Raw genomic sequence first — 16,952 nt, 5'->3', positions numbered from 1 at the left:
TAGGTGCAGTCTGATGGGCGGGATGTTCTTAGCCGTGCGGTTCCGCGGTGGTTCAGCGTTCTCTGCATTGTGGGTGTGATCGCGACCGGCGTTGTGTTCACCCTGGTCGTGAAGGTATCGGGTGCCAATGCGCCGGTAGGAACGCCCTCAGCGGTGCCAGTGACGGTACCGCCCAATGGCATACCCGGACTGACTCCACAGCGGACTCCCGATTACACCGCTCTCGTTCTGTCTGGTTCGGCGCTCAAGAATCTCGACTTGCCGGGCACTCACCCGTGATGGCGAAGTGGCTACCATCGGCGGGATCGTGTTGTGCGCGGCAGGCCGGCCTGGATCTGTCCACATCGTGTCAGTCAGTGCTTTGGGGGGGCACCGACGAGCTGACTGTCCTAGGATTCTCGACCAGACCAGTCGGTGCGGAAGTATTGGGCTTCAACCGGGGGTCGCTAGAGGCATCAGGCTTTCCCCCTGATGGGGCCGAGGTCACGCCTTGTAGCGGCTCCTATCAACAAGCTCTGGTAGGCGTCCATGACGTTGCTACAACCGAACTCGGCGTCGAGTTCAAGATGTCGAGCAAGTACGTCGAGGAGGACAAGGGTTTGGTGCTTGCTTACGAGGGTCCGGACGGGATTCTGCGAACCCTCGATGTTCCGATTGATGTCTCGTTCTGCGCCAGTCCCGGCTACTGCTCGGCGTCGGCTTCCTGATCCCCGCCCATAAGATTCTGTCTTGCGCTTCAGCGTGACGGCGGGGCATCACGGGGGCCGAGCGCGTACTCGGCGTTATACGAGCGGGTTTGAACTAGGAGAACCCAGCCTCGCTCTGATCTCCTGCAGACGACACCACTGGGACAGGGCTTCTCCCGCAAACCTCTCTCAGTCGCGAAGCTCATTTCCGGGATCGAGGGGGCGAAAACTCCATAGGGTTGGATCTACATCGAGACCCGCCTGACGGAAGAGGTCAAGGACCTCGTCTGGGCGATGCGTGGCGAATATCCTCCAGCCGCCGCCGATAGTCCGAAACCGTACGCCCGAGACGAGCAAACCGTTGCCTACAGCCTCGACCACTTCGATCTCGTCGAAGCGGACCTGCCAGAAAGGGACAACGACCCTCAACCATTTCGACGCCGGTCCAAGTTCTACTCCGGCGGGATAGACGGTCATTCTTACAAGCGGTGGACTCCAGTACGCCACAATCCCGCTTCTCATACCTCTGACGTAGGAGCACAACTTCGCTGAAACGTCGAAACGGTCTGGTCGAGGCCGCCAGTACTCGGCGCGTTCACTCACAGATCGCCCGCCGCCAGAGAATCACGCACAGCTCCATCTCGCACCCGCTTGCGACGGTCCCAGATCACGCGAGATTCGGCGATCGATGTCTGGGTGCCCGTCTGCGGCGTCTCAGATTTCGGGGGGTCCAGAGACAGGCTTCGACTTGCGTGGGAACATGGTGCGTGCCCGCATGTATGAGACGGATCCCTCTCTTGGCGATCGCGTTGCTCGTGGCGTCCTGTAGCGGCCCTCCTTCCGGGAGGCCATCTGGCTCGATGTATTTGGCAGCCAAGAGACAGTGGCTGGGCAGCGGGCTATGGGGAGGAAGTGCCGCGCAAAACCTTGCCCTGCCGGTAGCTATCAGGGATCTCCGTATGGGGGAGTCAACTGACGGGGGCAACAAGTCCGGTTACGAAGCCGCCATCGCTGAGCTCCGACTCATCGCTGGCATGCCTGATGCCAATGTCACGCCCGAGCAAAACGCAGAGTGGAGTTCAGCCCAGAAGGCTCTAGACCGCTTCTTTAGGGTGCCAGATACAGCTCCGGATGCATGCGATTTGGGTTCCCACACGGCTGCTGCCGCAGCGTGGAGCGAGGAGCCAGCAAACACGATCTCCGGGGTCATTGTGGGACCGCTCAAGCTAGCCGTGGCTGATCTCCAACCCGGGGCAGCACGGAATCCCTGTTACATAGCGGCGATCGACGACCTCACTGACCTCGAATCGGCGACCAAGAGCACGATCGCTCAGAGCTACACCCAGCCCTGCGACTTCTCGGTCGTCGGATACGAGGTTGCCTACCTAGACGCGCTATTCCAGGAGGCGGTCTTGACGGCCCCGGGCGAATGCAGCGCATAACACTCCATACGAGCGGCTGGCTGGAGGCCATCGTCCGAACGGGATAGCGAAATTAATCGGCGGTCGGCGTGCAGGAGGCAGCCGTAGAATCGACGGCGAACCCGCCCAAGGCGCATCCACCCGGTAAAGATGCGCCCAACCCGCAGCTGGTGAGGGTGGCAGCCCGTTCAAGCCGGTCCGGGTCCGGGGCAACCTCATGCTGCGGGCGTGATGGAAGCCCACATCCATCGCGCCAGTTGTAATGGAACGGCCGGCTCGGTTCCGCAGGAAAATGCGTGGGTCATCCCGCATCGAGCGGATGGAGCCACATACGGAAGGGAGCCGACCGTGTCCAGTAAGAGTTTGTCGCATCGGGGTGTGGTCCACCTCGGCTTGGATGTGTCGAAGGATTCGATTGCGGTGGGGGTGCTCCGGCCAGAGGACCGGGTCGCGGACGTGGAGAAGATCGCCCACGATGAGGAGTCGGTCCGCCGACTCGTAACCCGTTTGGGATCGCCGGGAAAGCTGTGGGCGTGTTATGAGGCGGGTCCGACCGGCTACGAGTTGCACCGGTTGCTGGGCCGCCTCGGTGTGCGTTGCGACGTGATCGCCCCGTCGCTGATACCTCGGGCCCCGGGCGACAAGATCAAGACCGATCGGCGTGACGCCAAGCGACTGGCTCGCCTGCACCGGGCTGGTGAGCTGACCGCGATCAGGGTGCCTTCGCCGGCGGAGGAAGGCGTCCGCGATGTCTGTCGGGCCCGCAGGGTGGCGGTGCGGGACCTGACCCGGGCTCGCAACCGGATCGGGTCGTTCCTGTTGCGCCACTCGGTGGTCTGGCGTGACGGGTACACCTGGACGATCAAGCACCGCAACTGGGTAGCCACGCGGGGTTTCGACGACCCTGCGGTGCGAGTGGCCTACGGGTTCTACCTGGCCGAGTTATCGACTCGAGAAGCGACGTTGGACGCGATGGAGGCGGAGCTGAGGACCTGGTTCAGCCACGAGCTGTTCGCCGACGCGGTCACCCGCCTGGGCGCCTATCGGGGTATCGAGCATGTCGGGGCGTTGACCTTGGCCACCGAGATCTGCGACTGGAGGCGGTTCAACACCGCGGGCGCGTTCATGAACTTCTGCGGTCTGGTCCCCCGCGAGTACTCGTCTGGTGATTCGACCTGGCGGGGACAGTTGACTCACGCCGGGAATGTCAACGTGCGCGACCAGCTGGTCGAATCCGCGTGGTCATACCGCTACGCCCCGGTCCTGTCCGCGCGCATCAAGCGCCGCCAAGAAGGGCTCGACCCGATGGTCATGGCCCGATCCTGGAAAGCCCAGCAACGCCTGTGCACCCGCTGGCGTCATCTGGCCGGACGCAAAGAGAGCAAGAACACCGTCGCCGCAGCGGTCGCCAGAGAGCTCGCCGGGTTCGTGTGGGCTGAGATGACCGCATGAGATGACCAGGTCAATCCGAGTGTCTCGCCGATCGGCGCCCGAGGCACTCGGGACTTCCCAGACGCGCCAGCCAACCGCCATCGCAGACCTGACGCCCGTGCGTTCTCTGACACCAGCAACAGCCGGTGCCGGCGCCAGTGCAGGGCCGACTTCTGCGCGATCACACTCTGCGATTCCGACACGCGTACATGAGAGTGGCGGTGGTCCGATCCACGATCGGCTGGCGCGTCTGACAAGCCCCCAACCCAGGTCACCACCCTTCCGCGTCGGGGCCGCGTAGCAGCCGCCACCCCAGCGTCAAGAACCGTTCGTCCTCGGCTGCGCCTGCGGGCGCTGCGTTCTTGACCCCGGGGCCCCGCCGCCTGCTCGAACAGCAGACATCCCCCGGGACCTTCTGTCCGGCGCGGCCAAAAACCAATCCCAAACGAGTCTCGCGACCCACTTGACAGGCCGTTCCACATGAGAACGTGAGCGCATCCGGTTACGGAGACACGTCAACCATCGACGCCGAGTCGGCGATCCCGCGCGCGTCGGTCGCCAGCTCCAGCGCTAGATTGCCGCGTCAGAACGCTCGCGGCGCTCGCGACGATCTGGGCGTACGTTCTGCCGCTAGCCGTCGTTGACTTCAGACCGGAGCCGAGGCGCGTCACCGTCGATATGCACATCAGTCGGGAGGTAAAGACGGTTACGGCGGCGTGTTCCAGATCGGGCAATCTGTATCGGTGGCCGATGCCCCTGATGCCGAGGTACCCTAGAGGCGGCGGATAGGGGCACACATGAACCAGATCGGTCTGCGAAGCACCAAAGGGAAACCTCGCCCGGGTTTGCTGCGACACCGCCCGCGTCGCGCCGGGCGGGAACATCGTCGAACCCGGCGAGCACCTCGCCGGCGAGGGTCACGCGAACCAGGGGCTAATGAAGATCTGGGTTTGGGTGTTCGTCATCGGGGCGATTCTCTCGACGATCCTCGTGGTGTCCAGTGGGGGGATCGTCAACCCGAACCAGGCCTGCCGATACCAAGACCAGCAACGATGCAGCGGCCAAGCCCCAAAGCAGCCGCAGGCGCTCTGAGGATGCAGGCGACCCGGCTGAAGCTCACGGCGGTACTCGGTATGAGTCTGGTCACGGCCGCCTGCTCGGGGTCCCCCCTGTACACACGATCGGGGCAGCTAATGGAGGTTCTCCGCCCTCGAACTCGCCAACGAAAAGCCCACCCCCTTCCGGGTGGCGGAAAGTTTCCCTGCCCTCGCCCCCCGGCGGACCCGAAGCTGGGTACACAAATAGCGGATCAGCTATCACCTGCCCTAGCGCAACCGAGTGTATCTTCGGCAGTACCTACGTGGACAGCAATGGCAACCAGTTCTCGATCACGGCGAGCACCACCAACGCGGGGCTCAACTGGAGGTCGAACACCCGCTTTCCACCGCCATTAGATGGCGGTATCGCTTCCGTCGCCTGTGACCAGAACGACTGCTTCATCGTCGCCGACAACGCAGCTTCTACGCATCAGGCGGTCGCTCGCACTATCGACAACGGCAAGACATGGAATATCATCCCTTACCCCCCGTCGTGGGTCAAAGACTCCATAGACGCAGACATGATCGCATGCTCATCGTCTCGGTGCTTGGTGTACGGAAGCGAAACCCTCGATATCACCGCAACAGGTCCGCCAGCTGGACCCAAAACGGCGTTCGCTGCGACGAGCAACGACTTCCAAACCTGGACCACCATCTCCATCCCCGACGCAGGTCACATCGACCAGCTCGCCTGCATTTGGTCGGGGCAATGCTGGGCAGAGTACGAGACACTTGGCCAGGACGACCTCGAACACCTCGCCACAACACTCGACGGTGGAGTCACATGGACAACCCTCGGACCGGTCAGCAATGACGAAGCGATCAGCAAAAGCTCCGACCTCAGCTTCGCCCTCGATCCCGACCATCAAGTGGGACTCGCCTGCGAGAACGCCCAGACCTGCTTCATCCTGGACAACTCAAACGACCTCGTCACAACGCACGACAGCGGACGGACCTGGAGTCTCACTCACGGACCCTCTCACGACGCGACGGACGCTATAACCTGCGCACCCTCATCGACGTGCTGGATCGTCAGCGTCGGCCAGCCAACAACAGCATGGATCGGACTACCTCCACGCTGAGACAGCCCGCAAAATGGAACTGTGATGGTTAATGCTCCGCGGTGACGGTTCGCTCGACGAGTCCACGCCGCTTCAAACCTTCCGAGGCGGAGTCCGGCATGGGCGGAGCGGACTCATGAACATCAGCCATCCGCTGATCACCCTGGCGATCTACCCCTCCGGTGTCGAACTGCGATCAACCTTCCGGTGGCTCCCCATCTTCCCGCCATGGCGAGCGCGTTACGAGGACTTGTCCGTCATCGAGGCCATCGGTCGCCCTGACGCGGATGGAACTGACAGCGCCCTTGCACCGATCCAAGCAAGGGGCGTCAGGTTCGTCGGCAAAGCTGGCGGCTACATGATCTTCTGGTGCCTCAACCGAGATGAGGTCTTGGCGGCCCTGGCCCCCCACCCCGTGAGGATCGACTACGAACCGAGGCCATTCCGTTGGCTTCGCCCGCACCGCTGAACGTCGTTCCACTCGCTCATAAAGTTCCTCATCCCGCGCTAGCCCGGAGGGCGGGGGGCGAACCGTTGGACGCTCGGGAGTCGGCGATCGGCTCTCTTTCGGGTCTCTCAGCCACGGGGCGGGAGACCACGAAGCTGGCTGCTCTCTCGACGGTGTCAGCCCGTTCCGGTCAGTGCAGATCGAAGGGCGTGCCAAGAGAGAAGATCATGTGAGCGCCGATTCGCTCACCACCGTCTGAGTAGCAGGTCGTGATCTGAGCTTCGACCCTTCGACCCGAGAGAAGTGGGGCGAGACGCTTGGCCGCGTTCTTGGGAACGTAGCCGACGAGCCGCCGGTTGGCGTAAACCGCAATCGCATTCTTGTCGGCCGGGTTCGTAGGCTCCGGGACGAGCGTCACCAGCCTTCCTGGAGCGCACTCAGGTCGTTGGGAGGCCCGATGATGGGGCATTCCCGCAATTCGGGTGAACCAGATGTCGGCGTGGATCGGGCCGTCGTCGCTTGCCAAGACTGGCTGACCGGCGGCGCTGTAGACCGACCAACCGTGAACATCGATCCGCTCACCTCGGTCTCCGACGAACGAATGCTCGTCAGTGACGAGCGAGTATCGAACGGTCGTCGGAGAGGACGTGACCAGATGCCTCTTCCGCCGCAACACTTGCCACGACCTTCCCGGCGCACCTAAAGATCTACCCCTCCACGCCGGCTGAAGCTTACCGACGCCGGCATGAGATACACGATGGATCACCCGTATATCTAGCGATCTGGCTCTGTTCGGTAGCAGCCGATAAGCGCTACGTCGATACATTCGTCTTTCTGCTCCCTACCCAGCGCTGATGAGACTTTCGGTCGCGTCGAGACACACAGCTGTGGTTTGGTAGTCGTTGAGCGGCTACGAGGTTGCGAAATAAAACGGGATCGTGGCAATCGGGACTTGGGTGTTGACGGCGTCGGCACGGGCCTCGATGCCGCCCCCGTCATAGTGACCTCTGGCGGTAAGAACATCGCCGGCGAGGACTGCTCGGCCCCGCGGGAAGCCGTCGATCGACGCGAACAGCGGCTCGCGGGCACGTGCGACACGGCGGGTCGTGGCGCGATCAAGCGTGAGCGTCAAGGTCCAGGTGAACGGGTCGCGGTCTCGGGCCACGGCCGCCTTGATCGGACGGATGTGATCGATGAAGGCACTGCTCAGGTGAGTGCACTTTCCGGCGATGACGATGTCGCGGGGGCTGCGATCATCGGCGAGCGATGTATTGCGGGTGCATGCCCCTGGGGGTTCACCGGTGATCCTGCGCAGCGCTAGGTCGCCATCCCGAAGCAGATAAAAGGCGTGCGCATTGGCCTGATTCGGGTCGTCGCCGACCCCTTTCAGCCACCGAATTTCGAGGGTCCCGCCGCCGGCTGGGATTGGGAGGCCATTATCGGGTGCCGGCCCCACTCTGGCCTCGGGACAGCCGGCCCCTACCAGTCGAAGGCGTTGTTCGAGCGAACGCACAGTCGCGGTCTGATCCCATGTCCCGACGATGACATTTTCGTTGATGTCGACTCGGGGAGCCGATGCGAGAGCCGGGCAGCTCGCGCTCGGCACGACCGGCGAACCTGCGCCGGATCGACCACCGTGAGAACACCCGGCCATGAGCATGGTCGTCGTCCCGACGAGGACGCGACCGGCTGCAAGTCTCAGAGAACGGTGTCGGCCGACCACCATGCCAGTGTCGCATTTATCCGCTCTTGACAAGCCCACGCTTCTTGGACGGTAGGAGGTGCCGAGTTGGTTCCCCTCGACGGGCGACGGAGTGCCAGAACACGCGCTCCTCTGATGACGTTGCCATGTCAATCACCCACGCCGAGTCGGCGTTCTGGCTGCGGGCTAGGTCTAGGTTTGGGCGGGGTGCCCTCGGGCGCTGGCGACGGCCTGGTTGATCCTAGAGACGACCTGATCAGCCGCGTCCAAGCTCATACCGGGAGTGTTGATGACCACCGATCCGGTGTACTTCGGGGCTTCCATCGGAGGCGCTACCAGAACCGTGCCGTCTACCTCGATGGCCTCTCTGCTTTGTGGCGGAGGGTTCGACGGGTTCTGCCGGTAGAAGGGGTAACGGGTGGCGGCGACAGCATCAAGTTTGCTGAGGCCCGAAGGAGTCAACCTCAACACCACCTCGTACGCGACGCCGGAACGGGCGCCAGTTCAGTCTCGGCGGACACGACATCGAGGGTCGTGAGATCCGCTCGTCCGACTACGTAGCGAACACCTCCGCCGGTGTACCCGTTGATGTAGGTGAGGACCACCGATGACGCGGAGGACTCCTGCTCCAATGTTGTCCAAGGGACGAGGGCCGGCGTGCTGCTCTGGCACGCCAACTCGGCGAAAGATCCAACCGGAGGTGGGATCACCGGCGCGCTGGGAGACGCCGGCGGGATGGTGCAGATAACAGGACGGAAATACAAGTGGTCCACACTGGAAGGCGGCGTGACCACGTGCTGCGTGACAGTTGGCGATGAATGTGATCCGCCACAGGAGGCTCCTACTACAAGGACCTCGAGTCCCAGACACACCAACTTATGAAAGGCCCCATCGACCGAGATCATAGGGTCTTAGGGGGTGAAATGTCCCATTTCTCTTGCATCCAACTCGCTCGCCTGGGTGAAAAGCCGAAAGGGACGGTGGAATCGGCAGCGTGGGATGGGTGTGTTCCAGAACGCGAGCGCATTTGGTTCGGTCGCCGTGTCAACCTTCGATATCCAGTCGGCGCTCCGCGCTGGTCGCTTAGTCCCGAGGAGAAGATGACTACTCCCTGAGATCGCCTCGGCTTGCCATCCAACTTGTGATCGCAGTCACGACGGTGGAGGCATCCGACACTGCTCGAATCGCCTCCTGAGCGGGAGTGTCGTCGTCGATGTTGTAGTCGGCACGGCTGCGCCGTTCGAATAGCGACCGCAGCAGCCGGCCGGCTTCGGGGTCCAGGCCCTGTTGCCTGACCAGGATGGTGGCAGCTGCGGCAACGACGCCCGAGTGCTTCGAGCGGACGACGCCGACGAGCGCCAGCGCCTCCTCCGCGGCATAGAAGGCGGCGTAGTAGGCCCGTGACACGGCAGCGGCGAGGAAACCGTTCCGGGCCAGGAGCTCGGCTGCCTCGAGCTCGTGACGGGCGCGGTCCATGCCGCCCCGGCGGGTGCTCAACTCACCGAGCGGCCCTGGGCCTTCGCCGAGGCCAGCAAGGGAGCGGTGGCCCGCCGCCAATCGTCCGCGTCGATGACGACCGTGGAAACGGTGATCCCGGACTCGAGGGTCTTCTCCCAGAGAATCTGGTCCATTCGGTGGGCGTCCTCCCACGGTGAAGCGGCGTCGCGGAGGATCACGGCCAGGTCGAGATCGGATTCCTCGGTGGCCGTCCCGTTCGCATAGGAGCCGAACAGGACCACATCCACCAGGCGGGAGCCGAAGAGTTCATGGAGCCGGATGGCGACGTCGTGGGCCAGATCGTACGGGTCGACCGTTCCCTGACCAACAGGCGGGTCCTCGAGACCCTGGAGTACCGAGTCAGCGGCCGAGTCGTCCACCAAGCGACAGTCGACCAGCCACTCGATGGCCCGCCGGCGCATTCGTACGTCATGGAACTTGAACCATGCCTCGCGCAGCTCCGGGAATTCGAAAAGGGTGTCCTTGAAGCGCCGGAACGCGCCCCTTCCCTCGATGGCCCGGCACAGCAGATCGGCGGCACGGCGGTCCGGTACCCGGGCCACGAAGTCCTGCATGTCCCTGTAGGCCTCGCTCGAGGGGACCTGGTCGATGTAGCGCGCGCCAACCTCGTCCGGGCACGGCTCATCCCCGTCCTCCATCCACGGGACGACCTCTCCGGTTGTGGGGTGAATGAACCACTGCACCATGTCCGAGTGGTCCTCCAATGCCTCGGCGAGCGCGCCGAGGTCTACTGCTGAGAGCTCGAGCATCTTTATCTCCTTTATCGCTCGATCTGCGTTAGCAATCGTAGGACCGACGGGGCCCGGAGTCGACGATTTACCAAATATGGACCATCCCGAGCTATCCCAGCCGTCGTCTGGGTGTCAGCGCGACGCCCTGAGCAGCCTCGGACCCCCTCACCTAGGAGCCTGCCCGAAGGCAGCGCCGACCAGAACTGACACCGCACAATCGTGCCCCATTCTGGTGCCGGCTCTGACACTTTGCCGGATCGAATGCTTCGCCCGCGAAACCTGGTGCCATCCGGTAGCTCCACAACCCCTTCAAGGGAGACATCGAAGCTCACGGATAGAGAATGTCACTCGTCGCCATGATTACTGCGCTGCCGTTCTGAGAGTTCTGGAGCACGTAGTCGGCAACTTGTTTAGATCCACCTTGGGAGTCTGAGGGTCTGGGATCCTCGGGCGTTGGACTCGGTCGGGATCGCTCACTAATCGGCTGCCGTCATCTTTGGGAGACCAGAGAGTGACGCCGAACGTTCTGTTTCGCGCTCCGGCCGATTCGTCAGCGAGGTGGGCTCAAGGGCGAACAATCGGCGCTCGGCGCCGCGGGCATCCCGGCATCCCGCATGGACCGACTATCGGCGGGTGAATGTGAGATGGGTAACGCCGCTGGGCGAGCTGGTCGCCTCGATCTCGAACCGTTGTTCAAGATCCTCGAGATCGTCCCATAGGCGTTCCCCGCGTCCGAGGACGATGGGCACGACCGCGATGTGCATGTAGTCGACGAGGTTCGCAGCGAGGAATTCGCGAACGGTTGTTGGCCCTCCGCCAATTCGTACATCCAGGCCGCCGGCCGCATTCCGGGCTGCTTCCAGGGCCTCGGCGGGGCTCGCGTCGATGAAGTGGAAGGTGGTTCCGCCCTTCATTTCGATGGTCGGCCGGGGATGGTGGGTGAGGACAAACACCGGAGTGTGGAAAGGCGGATCGTCGCCCCACCACCCTTGCCAGTCCTCGTCAGCCCAGGGGCCACGCTGGGGACCGAACTTGTGCCGTCCCATGATCTCGGCGCCGATGCCCGGGCCCCAGTTGCAGGCGAAGGCATCATCGGTGCCGGTGCTGCCGGTCTTGCCTTGCATCATCTGGAAGCTTCGGGTAGGGAAGAACCACTCGTGAAGCCTGTGGCCCGCATGCCCGAAGGGCGATTCAAGGCTTTGTCCCTCGCCCGTACCGAAGCCGTCGAGTGAAATCGAGAAGTTGTGGACCCGAACGCGCGACATTGCACTCTCCTTGTCAGACATACACCATTCAAAGCAGCCTCATGCGACGGGGACATCGCATGGTTAGACGACCCGGATCGCGGTTACTTATTGCCCGAGTCACTCAACCACACGGTCCGGTTCCCCGGTTCTGGCGATCCGGCATCGTTCGCATCGGCACGCTGAGAACCACCTTCCGTCCATCAACCCTCAGCTCCATTTCGAACGATCTCGCTGACATATCCAGCCAGCTTGCTCAGGGTCTGCTGGCCGCCCTCGATCACGTGATACTTCTCGACCGCTTGGTCACGGAGTTCTTTGGTCGGAAACACAGTGCGCATCTCGATCCGGGTCGCCGCGCCATCGGGCGCGAACGTGAGGACCGACTCGAACGCGTTCGGATCGCCACGGGACTCACCGTGCACCAGCGCGATCCGTTCCGGTGGGACGATCTCGGTCCAGGAGATCCACTCCTGGTAGTCCGTTCCGTCCGGGCCGTGCATCACGAAGTCCCACTCGCCGCCGACGCGAAACTCGAAGGACCGCGTGGTGGTGGTGAACCCCTCCGGTCCCCACCACCGCGACAGGTGCGACACTTCGGTGAAGGCCTCGAACACCAGCTCCCGTGGGGCACTGATGACCCGCGAGATCACGATCTCGCGGTCCGTCGTTGACTGCGTCGAAGCTCCTCGTTCCGTCGCGCTCATCAGCTACCCCTCCTGCCTTGCTTGCTTGAGGTTCTGCACGTACTTGTCCAGTCGGTCGAAGCTCTCGTTCCAAAATTGCTCGAACCCGCCAGTCCACTCATGAACCGGTCGCAGCCCGCGGGCGTCAAGGCCGTACAGGCGCTGCTTGCCTACCTTGCGGTCCCGCACCAGCCCGACCTCCCGAAGCACCCGTAGGTGTTTGGACGCCCCCGGCTGGGCCATCCCCAACTCCTGGGCCAACTCGGTCACCGGCCGTTCACCCGCCCGCAGCAGCACCAGGATCTCCCGGCGTTGCGGCTCGGCGATCGCGTTGAAGACGTCCGACGTCGTCGCAGCTCGAGCCATGGACCGCATCATATGCCCATATCAGCATATGTCAAGGAGGAAATCAGGCGGGGCGGAGGTTGACGCACCGGTGGTAACGGAGCCCAAGGGTGACCGTAGGGAAACGGATCCGTTTCAGAGCAGACGCTCCGACAGGACGGGCAGAGTGAGATTGCTCCTCCACCCCTGTCGTCGCTGACCCTGCTCCAATGTCCGACCAAGACAAGATCACCGACACATATCAGCAGCGCATCGAGTTGCAGGCGGGATGGCACGACCCAACCGGGAATCGGCAGGGTTCCGGGACACGCGGGGACGAACTGCCAGGATGGATGGATGGCAGTGAGCAGAGCTGACCGTCGGAGCGATCGCGAACCCCGAGTGCGGGCGATGTTCTCCGAGGAACACGTGGCCCCGGCACTCGACCTCCTTGAGCTGCTGGAGTTCGCGTGGCACGACTGCTACGGCGACGTCAGCCCCCCGGATGAGATCGTCGAGGATGTCCTGCTGCTCAGCGAGGGGTCGATCGATCTTTTTATTCACGCCGCCCGGCTTGCCGTCGCCGATTGGCGTGACGTGAAGGTCAACGCAGCGAGTCTCCGTGGATCTACGCCATAACGGCGGCGCATCCCACCGAGGCCCAGGGGTCGGCCAGCGCTCGAATCGGCGATCCGCTCTGGTCGCTTGCCGGCAACGAGAGAAAGGCTTGTACGGGCAACCGTATAGCTGAAATGAAATCACTAGAGCGGAACCTAGAGGTCGTCGGTACGATCTGACAAGGTCCCCACTGCGGGAGTTGAGATTGAGGCAAACCATCGTTCAGAGGTTCATACAAGATGGGCGCTTGGTTGCCATTCCCGCGAGACGTGCGAAGCGACTGCAGGTCCTTGATCTCCTCGCCCAGGAGTTCGAACCTGGTGTCCACTACCCCGAGTTCGAGGTCAACCGCCGTCTGAGTAGCTGGCACCTCGATGTCGCTGCACTCCGGCGCTATCTGGTTGATGAAGGCTTTCTCGATCGAACCCCCAACTGCCGCGAGTACTGGCGAGCCGGCGGAACCTTCATCTGCGACGACACATAACGCGAGCGCACCGGATTACTGGTCACCGCTCGCAGTCCTCGCACGAATGTGGTCAGCGTCGGGGGGTCAACTGATCCGTCGACATTGACACACTTCGGGTGGCCCCTCGTGATACGCGGGGCCACCAAAGCCGCGTACGACCTGCTGTTACTGGCCCAACCACTCGACCGCGAGTGACACAGCCCGCCCGACACCACATACCCGCCAGAGCGGGCACGCAGATCAACGCGGAGGGCACAACAATCAGCCGATAGCAGAGCACCGAGTCGGCAGGGCTTCAGGTCAGATGCCTGCGCGGTGATACCTTGAGCGGGGCGTGAACAAGTCGGATCGCTTTCTCCTGCAGCATCAGATATTCGAGGTAGGAGTGCGGGACTCGAACTGGACGAAGTCGTTCTCCACTCTTGCGGAGGCGCAGGCGGAAGCGGATCAGTATTGGCCTGGGCCTGACCACAACGTCCGGCAGGTGATCTCGGATCTGGAGACTGGCGAGGAGCTGGTTCGCTGCCTCGACAGGACTTGGGCTGCGTCGCGTCCTCATCCTCCCCCGTTTGCACCTGCTGGTTGGTCTTGAGCCGAGAGGTTCCCAGTCGCCACATTCGCTCCGGGTGAGAACGTAAGCGCATCCGATGACGGCCTCGGATAAGCAGCGAGCCCCCAAGCAGTGTTCTGGGACCGATCGCTACTTCGGCAAATGCTCTAGTTCTCTCCGCAGACTCTCCAACTCCTCGTTGAAGGCCGTTCGCCGCGCCTCCGTCCGCCAGTAGATGGGTATGTCCAAGCGGGAGAAAGGAATACGGGGAGGTGCCGGATGAAGGCGATCGTGGTGATGGAGCAGGGTGCGGGAGCGGCCGGGATGATGGCGGTGGAGCGGACCGAGCCGCAGGCGGCGATAAACGATGTCGTGGTTGAGGTTCACGCGTCGGGATTCGTCCCGGATGAGATGGAGTGGCCCTCGACCCCGGTCGATCGCGTCGGCCGTGACCGGACCCCGTCGATTCTCGGGCACGAGCTGGCCGGAGTGGTCACTGCCCTCGGCTATGGCACGACGGGGGTGTCGCTCGGAGAGCGGGTGTTCGGGCTCTCGGACTGGTATCGCGACGGCACCCTGGCGGAGTACGTGGCGATCGAGGCACGCAACCTGGCGCCGCTGCCGGGCGACGTCGACTTCACGGTAGGCGCGAGCCTGCCGATCTCGGGCCTGACTGCATGGCAAGGGTTGTTCGAGCACGGCCGGCTTGAGGCGGGGCAGAGCGTGCTTGCACACGGGGCGGCCGGCGCAGTCGGGACGATGGTGACGCAACTCGCACGCGAGTTCGGCGCGTACGTCATCGGCACCGGACGTTCGGCAGACCGCCAGAAGGTGCTCGACTTCGGCGCGCAGGAGTTCGTCGACCTTGACAACGACGTCCTGGAAGACGTCGGCGGAGTCGACCTGGTGTTCGACGTCATCGGCGGCGACATCCAGCAGCGGTCCGCAGGCTTGATTCGAGCCGGAGGAACGCTTGTGACCATCGTCGGGCCGACCGAGGCGCGGCCCACCGACGGCCTGGCGATCGACTTCGTTGTCGAGCCCGATCGTGGCCAACTGGTTGAGATCGTGCAGAGGGTGCGGGACGGACGATTGCGGACGAACATCGGCAACGTCGCGACCCTCGACGACGCCGTCGCCGCCCTCAACCCGTCCGAGCGGCGCAAGGGGAAGACGATCATCCGCGTTCGCCCATAAGGACTTGGGGAACCGACCGGACTTGGGGTCGAGCGCACAACGTCGGCGCACCAGGTTCTCCCAACGATGGAGTTGAGGAGCCGATTCGGCGTGATGCCCTCGCCGCCGAGAAGGGCAACCAGCGAGAGCGGGGGGGCAGAATGTCACTCGTATAACCGGAGGTGTGAGGCGGCCGGGCACCGCGAAAATGGGCCCAGGTCATGTGACACCTGAGCGCGTCGACGCCGTCATACTCTTGTTAGTGGACTACCGCTACGACCGAATCGGGATTGTCTACGGGCAACATCGTCACGGCGACCTGAGAATCCTGCGTCAGATCGAGCTGGCGTTGGGCCAGGCCGACACAGTCGTCGACGTCGGTGCCGGTACCGGTGCGTACAGCCCGGTTGCTCGCCGGGTCGTAGCTGTCGAACCGTCCGAAGTGATGATCGCCCAACGGCCTCAAAACGCGGCGCCGGTAGTGCGAGCGCTGGCCGACGCGCTGCCGTTTCCAGACCGATCGTTCGACGCTGCACTGGCCACTTTCACAGTGCATCACTGGAGCGACCCGGCTGAGGGATTGCGTGAGATGCGCCGGGTTGCTGCTTGTCAAGTCGTTCTCACCTTCGACCAGGGCGAGGATTGGCTCGACGAGTTCTGGCTCACCCGGGACTATTTCCCAAGAGAGTATTTCCGTGGGTCGATGTTCTCGGGGCTGGGACCCGTGCTGCAGGTGCTCGAAGCAAGCCGGGTCGAGGTTGTGCGGGTACCTGCGGATTGCAGCGACGGGTTCTTTTGCGCCTACTGGAAGCGGCCGGAGGCTTACCTGGACCCGGATGTGCGTCTTTCGATCTCGGCTCTGGCTCTGCTTGGCGATGAGATCCTGGAACCCGGATTGCGCCGCCTCGACGAGGACATAAGGTCAGGACGCTGGGCGGAACGCAACGAAGACTTGCTCGATTTCGACTCATACGACTGGGGCTACCGCCTCGTCATCTGCGAGCCATGACCCACCATCTTGGACTCGAGCTCTCAAAGGAGCGTTCAGCTGGCCGGAAGGACGCGCCCGAGCTGAGAGCAGCGGTTCAACGGTTGCCGACACAATGTTGAAGACGTTCCTCGGCCCGTATCAGAAGAGCATCCTGGACATCGGGCGCAACCTCGTACAGGCTGCGTCTATGGGGTTCTACGCAACGCAGATTCTTCCTCGAGCGACCAACTGGGTCATGGGTCGTAAGGAGTTCGTTCCCATACGTGCGCGCGTGGCATCGGACCTCAGCGGCGAGGTGGTTGAGATCGGCTTCGGCGCCGGGCACAACGTTCCTCACTACCCGAAGGACCTGAGCCGTGTCAGAGCCGTGGATCCGGACACGCTCGGTCGGAAGCTTGCAGCCGGCCGCCTGGCCGAGAGCCCGGTCCCTGTCGATTTCGTGGGCTTGGACGGGCACGAACTCCCACTCGAGTCGGGCAGTGTCGATTCGGTGCTCTCCACCTGGACCCTGTGCACGATTCCGGACGTGGACCGCGCTCTGTCAGAGATCTATCGCGTGCTTCGAACGGGGGGAAGGTTCTTCTTCGCCGAGCACGGCCGGTCTCCCGATTCGAAAGTCTCCCGGTGGCAGGACCGGCTGACACCGATCCAACGTCGGGTTGCCGGTGGCTGTCACCTTAACCGGCCGATACAAGACCTGATCGAAGCTTCCGGCCTAGAGCTCGCCAAGATCGACAACTACAACGTCAGCGGCCCCAAGTCCTTCGGCTATATGTACGAGGGCGTCGCTACAAAGGTCTGA

At 63.2% G+C, this 16,952-nt stretch carries 23 protein-coding genes; 13 read left to right on the top strand and 10 right to left on the bottom strand.

All coding sequences use genetic code 11. The features are described 5' to 3' along the window. Positions 1-356 precede the first annotated feature (356 nt). Positions 357-707, top strand: coding sequence for a hypothetical protein (locus VFZ97_18430; protein ID HEX6395418.1), 351 nt, complete (start codon positions 357-359; stop codon positions 705-707). A 168-nt stretch (positions 708-875) separates the two neighbouring features. Here VFZ97_18430 and VFZ97_18425 read toward each other — a convergent pair whose 3' ends face one another. Further along, positions 876-1,208, bottom strand: coding sequence for a hypothetical protein (locus VFZ97_18425; GenBank protein HEX6395417.1), 333 nt, complete (start codon positions 1,206-1,208; stop codon positions 876-878). A 437-nt stretch (positions 1,209-1,645) separates the two neighbouring features. Between VFZ97_18425 and VFZ97_18420 the strand changes: the two genes are divergently transcribed. From VFZ97_18420 to VFZ97_18400, 5 genes are all read left to right on the top strand, one after another. After that, positions 1,646-2,128, top strand: a complete 483-nt coding sequence (locus VFZ97_18420) for a hypothetical protein (protein HEX6395416.1) — start codon at positions 1,646-1,648, stop codon at positions 2,126-2,128. A gap of 327 nt (positions 2,129-2,455) precedes the next feature. Continuing rightward, positions 2,456-3,559 (top strand): IS110 family transposase, encoded by a 1,104-nt coding sequence (locus VFZ97_18415; protein ID HEX6395415.1) that lies wholly within the window; start codon positions 2,456-2,458, stop codon positions 3,557-3,559. Between the two features lie 915 nt (positions 3,560-4,474). Beyond that, positions 4,475-4,630, top strand: a complete 156-nt coding sequence (locus VFZ97_18410) for a hypothetical protein (GenBank protein ID HEX6395414.1) — start codon at positions 4,475-4,477, stop codon at positions 4,628-4,630. A gap of 268 nt (positions 4,631-4,898) precedes the next feature. Then, the gene (locus VFZ97_18405) at positions 4,899-5,717 is read left to right on the top strand and encodes a hypothetical protein (GenBank protein ID HEX6395413.1); all 819 of its coding nucleotides are present in this window, start codon (positions 4,899-4,901) and stop codon (positions 5,715-5,717) included. A gap of 31 nt (positions 5,718-5,748) precedes the next feature. Further along, on the top strand, positions 5,749-6,165 hold the full coding sequence (locus tag VFZ97_18400) for a hypothetical protein (GenBank protein ID HEX6395412.1): 417 nt from the start codon (positions 5,749-5,751) through the stop codon (positions 6,163-6,165). Positions 6,166-6,334: 169 nt separating this feature from the next. Here the strand turns inward: VFZ97_18400 and VFZ97_18395 are convergent, their stop codons facing one another. The 9 genes from VFZ97_18395 to VFZ97_18355 all read right to left on the bottom strand — a co-directional run bounded on the left by VFZ97_18395 (position 6,335) and on the right by VFZ97_18355 (position 12,391). Further along, on the bottom strand, positions 6,335-6,820 hold the full coding sequence (locus VFZ97_18395; protein HEX6395411.1) for an HIRAN domain-containing protein: 486 nt from the start codon (positions 6,818-6,820) through the stop codon (positions 6,335-6,337). A gap of 234 nt (positions 6,821-7,054) precedes the next feature. Next, positions 7,055-7,906: a hypothetical protein gene (locus tag VFZ97_18390; protein ID HEX6395410.1), complete on the bottom strand. Its 852-nt coding sequence runs from the start codon at positions 7,904-7,906 to the stop codon at positions 7,055-7,057. A gap of 132 nt (positions 7,907-8,038) precedes the next feature. After that, a complete protein-coding gene (locus tag VFZ97_18385) occupies positions 8,039-8,314 on the bottom strand; it encodes a hypothetical protein (GenBank protein ID HEX6395409.1) in 276 nt (91 codons plus the stop codon). Further along, positions 8,311-8,610, bottom strand: a complete 300-nt coding sequence (locus VFZ97_18380; protein ID HEX6395408.1) for a hypothetical protein — start codon at positions 8,608-8,610, stop codon at positions 8,311-8,313. The genes VFZ97_18385 and VFZ97_18380 overlap by 4 nt, the downstream gene beginning before the upstream one ends. 340 nt (positions 8,611-8,950) lie before the next feature. Then, positions 8,951-9,343: a HEPN domain-containing protein gene (locus VFZ97_18375; protein HEX6395407.1), complete on the bottom strand. Its 393-nt coding sequence runs from the start codon at positions 9,341-9,343 to the stop codon at positions 8,951-8,953. After that, positions 9,340-10,113, bottom strand: a complete 774-nt coding sequence (locus VFZ97_18370; GenBank protein ID HEX6395406.1) for a UPF0158 family protein — start codon at positions 10,111-10,113, stop codon at positions 9,340-9,342. The genes VFZ97_18375 and VFZ97_18370 overlap by 4 nt, the downstream gene beginning before the upstream one ends. 605 nt (positions 10,114-10,718) lie before the next feature. Then, a complete protein-coding gene (locus VFZ97_18365; protein HEX6395405.1) occupies positions 10,719-11,360 on the bottom strand; it encodes a dihydrofolate reductase family protein in 642 nt (213 codons plus the stop codon). A gap of 182 nt (positions 11,361-11,542) precedes the next feature. After that, on the bottom strand, positions 11,543-12,046 hold the full coding sequence (locus tag VFZ97_18360; protein ID HEX6395404.1) for an SRPBCC family protein: 504 nt from the start codon (positions 12,044-12,046) through the stop codon (positions 11,543-11,545). A 3-nt stretch (positions 12,047-12,049) separates the two neighbouring features. Next, positions 12,050-12,391, bottom strand: coding sequence for a metalloregulator ArsR/SmtB family transcription factor (locus VFZ97_18355; protein HEX6395403.1), 342 nt, complete (start codon positions 12,389-12,391; stop codon positions 12,050-12,052). Positions 12,392-12,579: 188 nt separating this feature from the next. Here VFZ97_18355 and VFZ97_18350 point away from each other — a divergent pair, with 188 nt between their 5' ends. From VFZ97_18350 to VFZ97_18320, 7 genes are all read left to right on the top strand, one after another. Continuing rightward, entirely contained in the window at positions 12,580-12,726 is a 147-nt protein-coding gene (locus VFZ97_18350; protein ID HEX6395402.1) for a hypothetical protein, read from the top strand. Further along, positions 12,707-12,988: a hypothetical protein gene (locus VFZ97_18345; GenBank protein ID HEX6395401.1), complete on the top strand. Its 282-nt coding sequence runs from the start codon at positions 12,707-12,709 to the stop codon at positions 12,986-12,988. Before VFZ97_18350 ends, VFZ97_18345 begins: the two co-directional genes overlap by 20 nt. A 226-nt stretch (positions 12,989-13,214) precedes the next feature. After that, positions 13,215-13,451: a DUF2087 domain-containing protein gene (locus VFZ97_18340; protein HEX6395400.1), complete on the top strand. Its 237-nt coding sequence runs from the start codon at positions 13,215-13,217 to the stop codon at positions 13,449-13,451. A gap of 316 nt (positions 13,452-13,767) precedes the next feature. Then, positions 13,768-14,025 (top strand): hypothetical protein, encoded by a 258-nt coding sequence (locus tag VFZ97_18335; protein ID HEX6395399.1) that lies wholly within the window; start codon positions 13,768-13,770, stop codon positions 14,023-14,025. Between the two features lie 237 nt (positions 14,026-14,262). Next, on the top strand, positions 14,263-15,180 hold the full coding sequence (locus VFZ97_18330; GenBank protein ID HEX6395398.1) for an NADP-dependent oxidoreductase: 918 nt from the start codon (positions 14,263-14,265) through the stop codon (positions 15,178-15,180). Positions 15,181-15,421: 241 nt separating this feature from the next. Continuing rightward, complete coding sequence (locus tag VFZ97_18325; protein HEX6395397.1) at positions 15,422-16,168, top strand: class I SAM-dependent methyltransferase; 747 nt, start codon at positions 15,422-15,424, stop codon at positions 16,166-16,168. Between the two features lie 94 nt (positions 16,169-16,262). Then, positions 16,263-16,952: a class I SAM-dependent methyltransferase gene (locus VFZ97_18320; GenBank protein ID HEX6395396.1), complete on the top strand. Its 690-nt coding sequence runs from the start codon at positions 16,263-16,265 to the stop codon at positions 16,950-16,952.

It is taken from the genome of Acidimicrobiales bacterium (assembly GCA_036378675.1).
Classification (GTDB): domain Bacteria; phylum Actinomycetota; class Acidimicrobiia; order Acidimicrobiales; family Palsa-688; genus DASUWA01.
The sequence above is the reverse complement of the archived record's forward strand: the minus strand, read 5'-3'. Positions and strand labels throughout refer to the sequence as shown.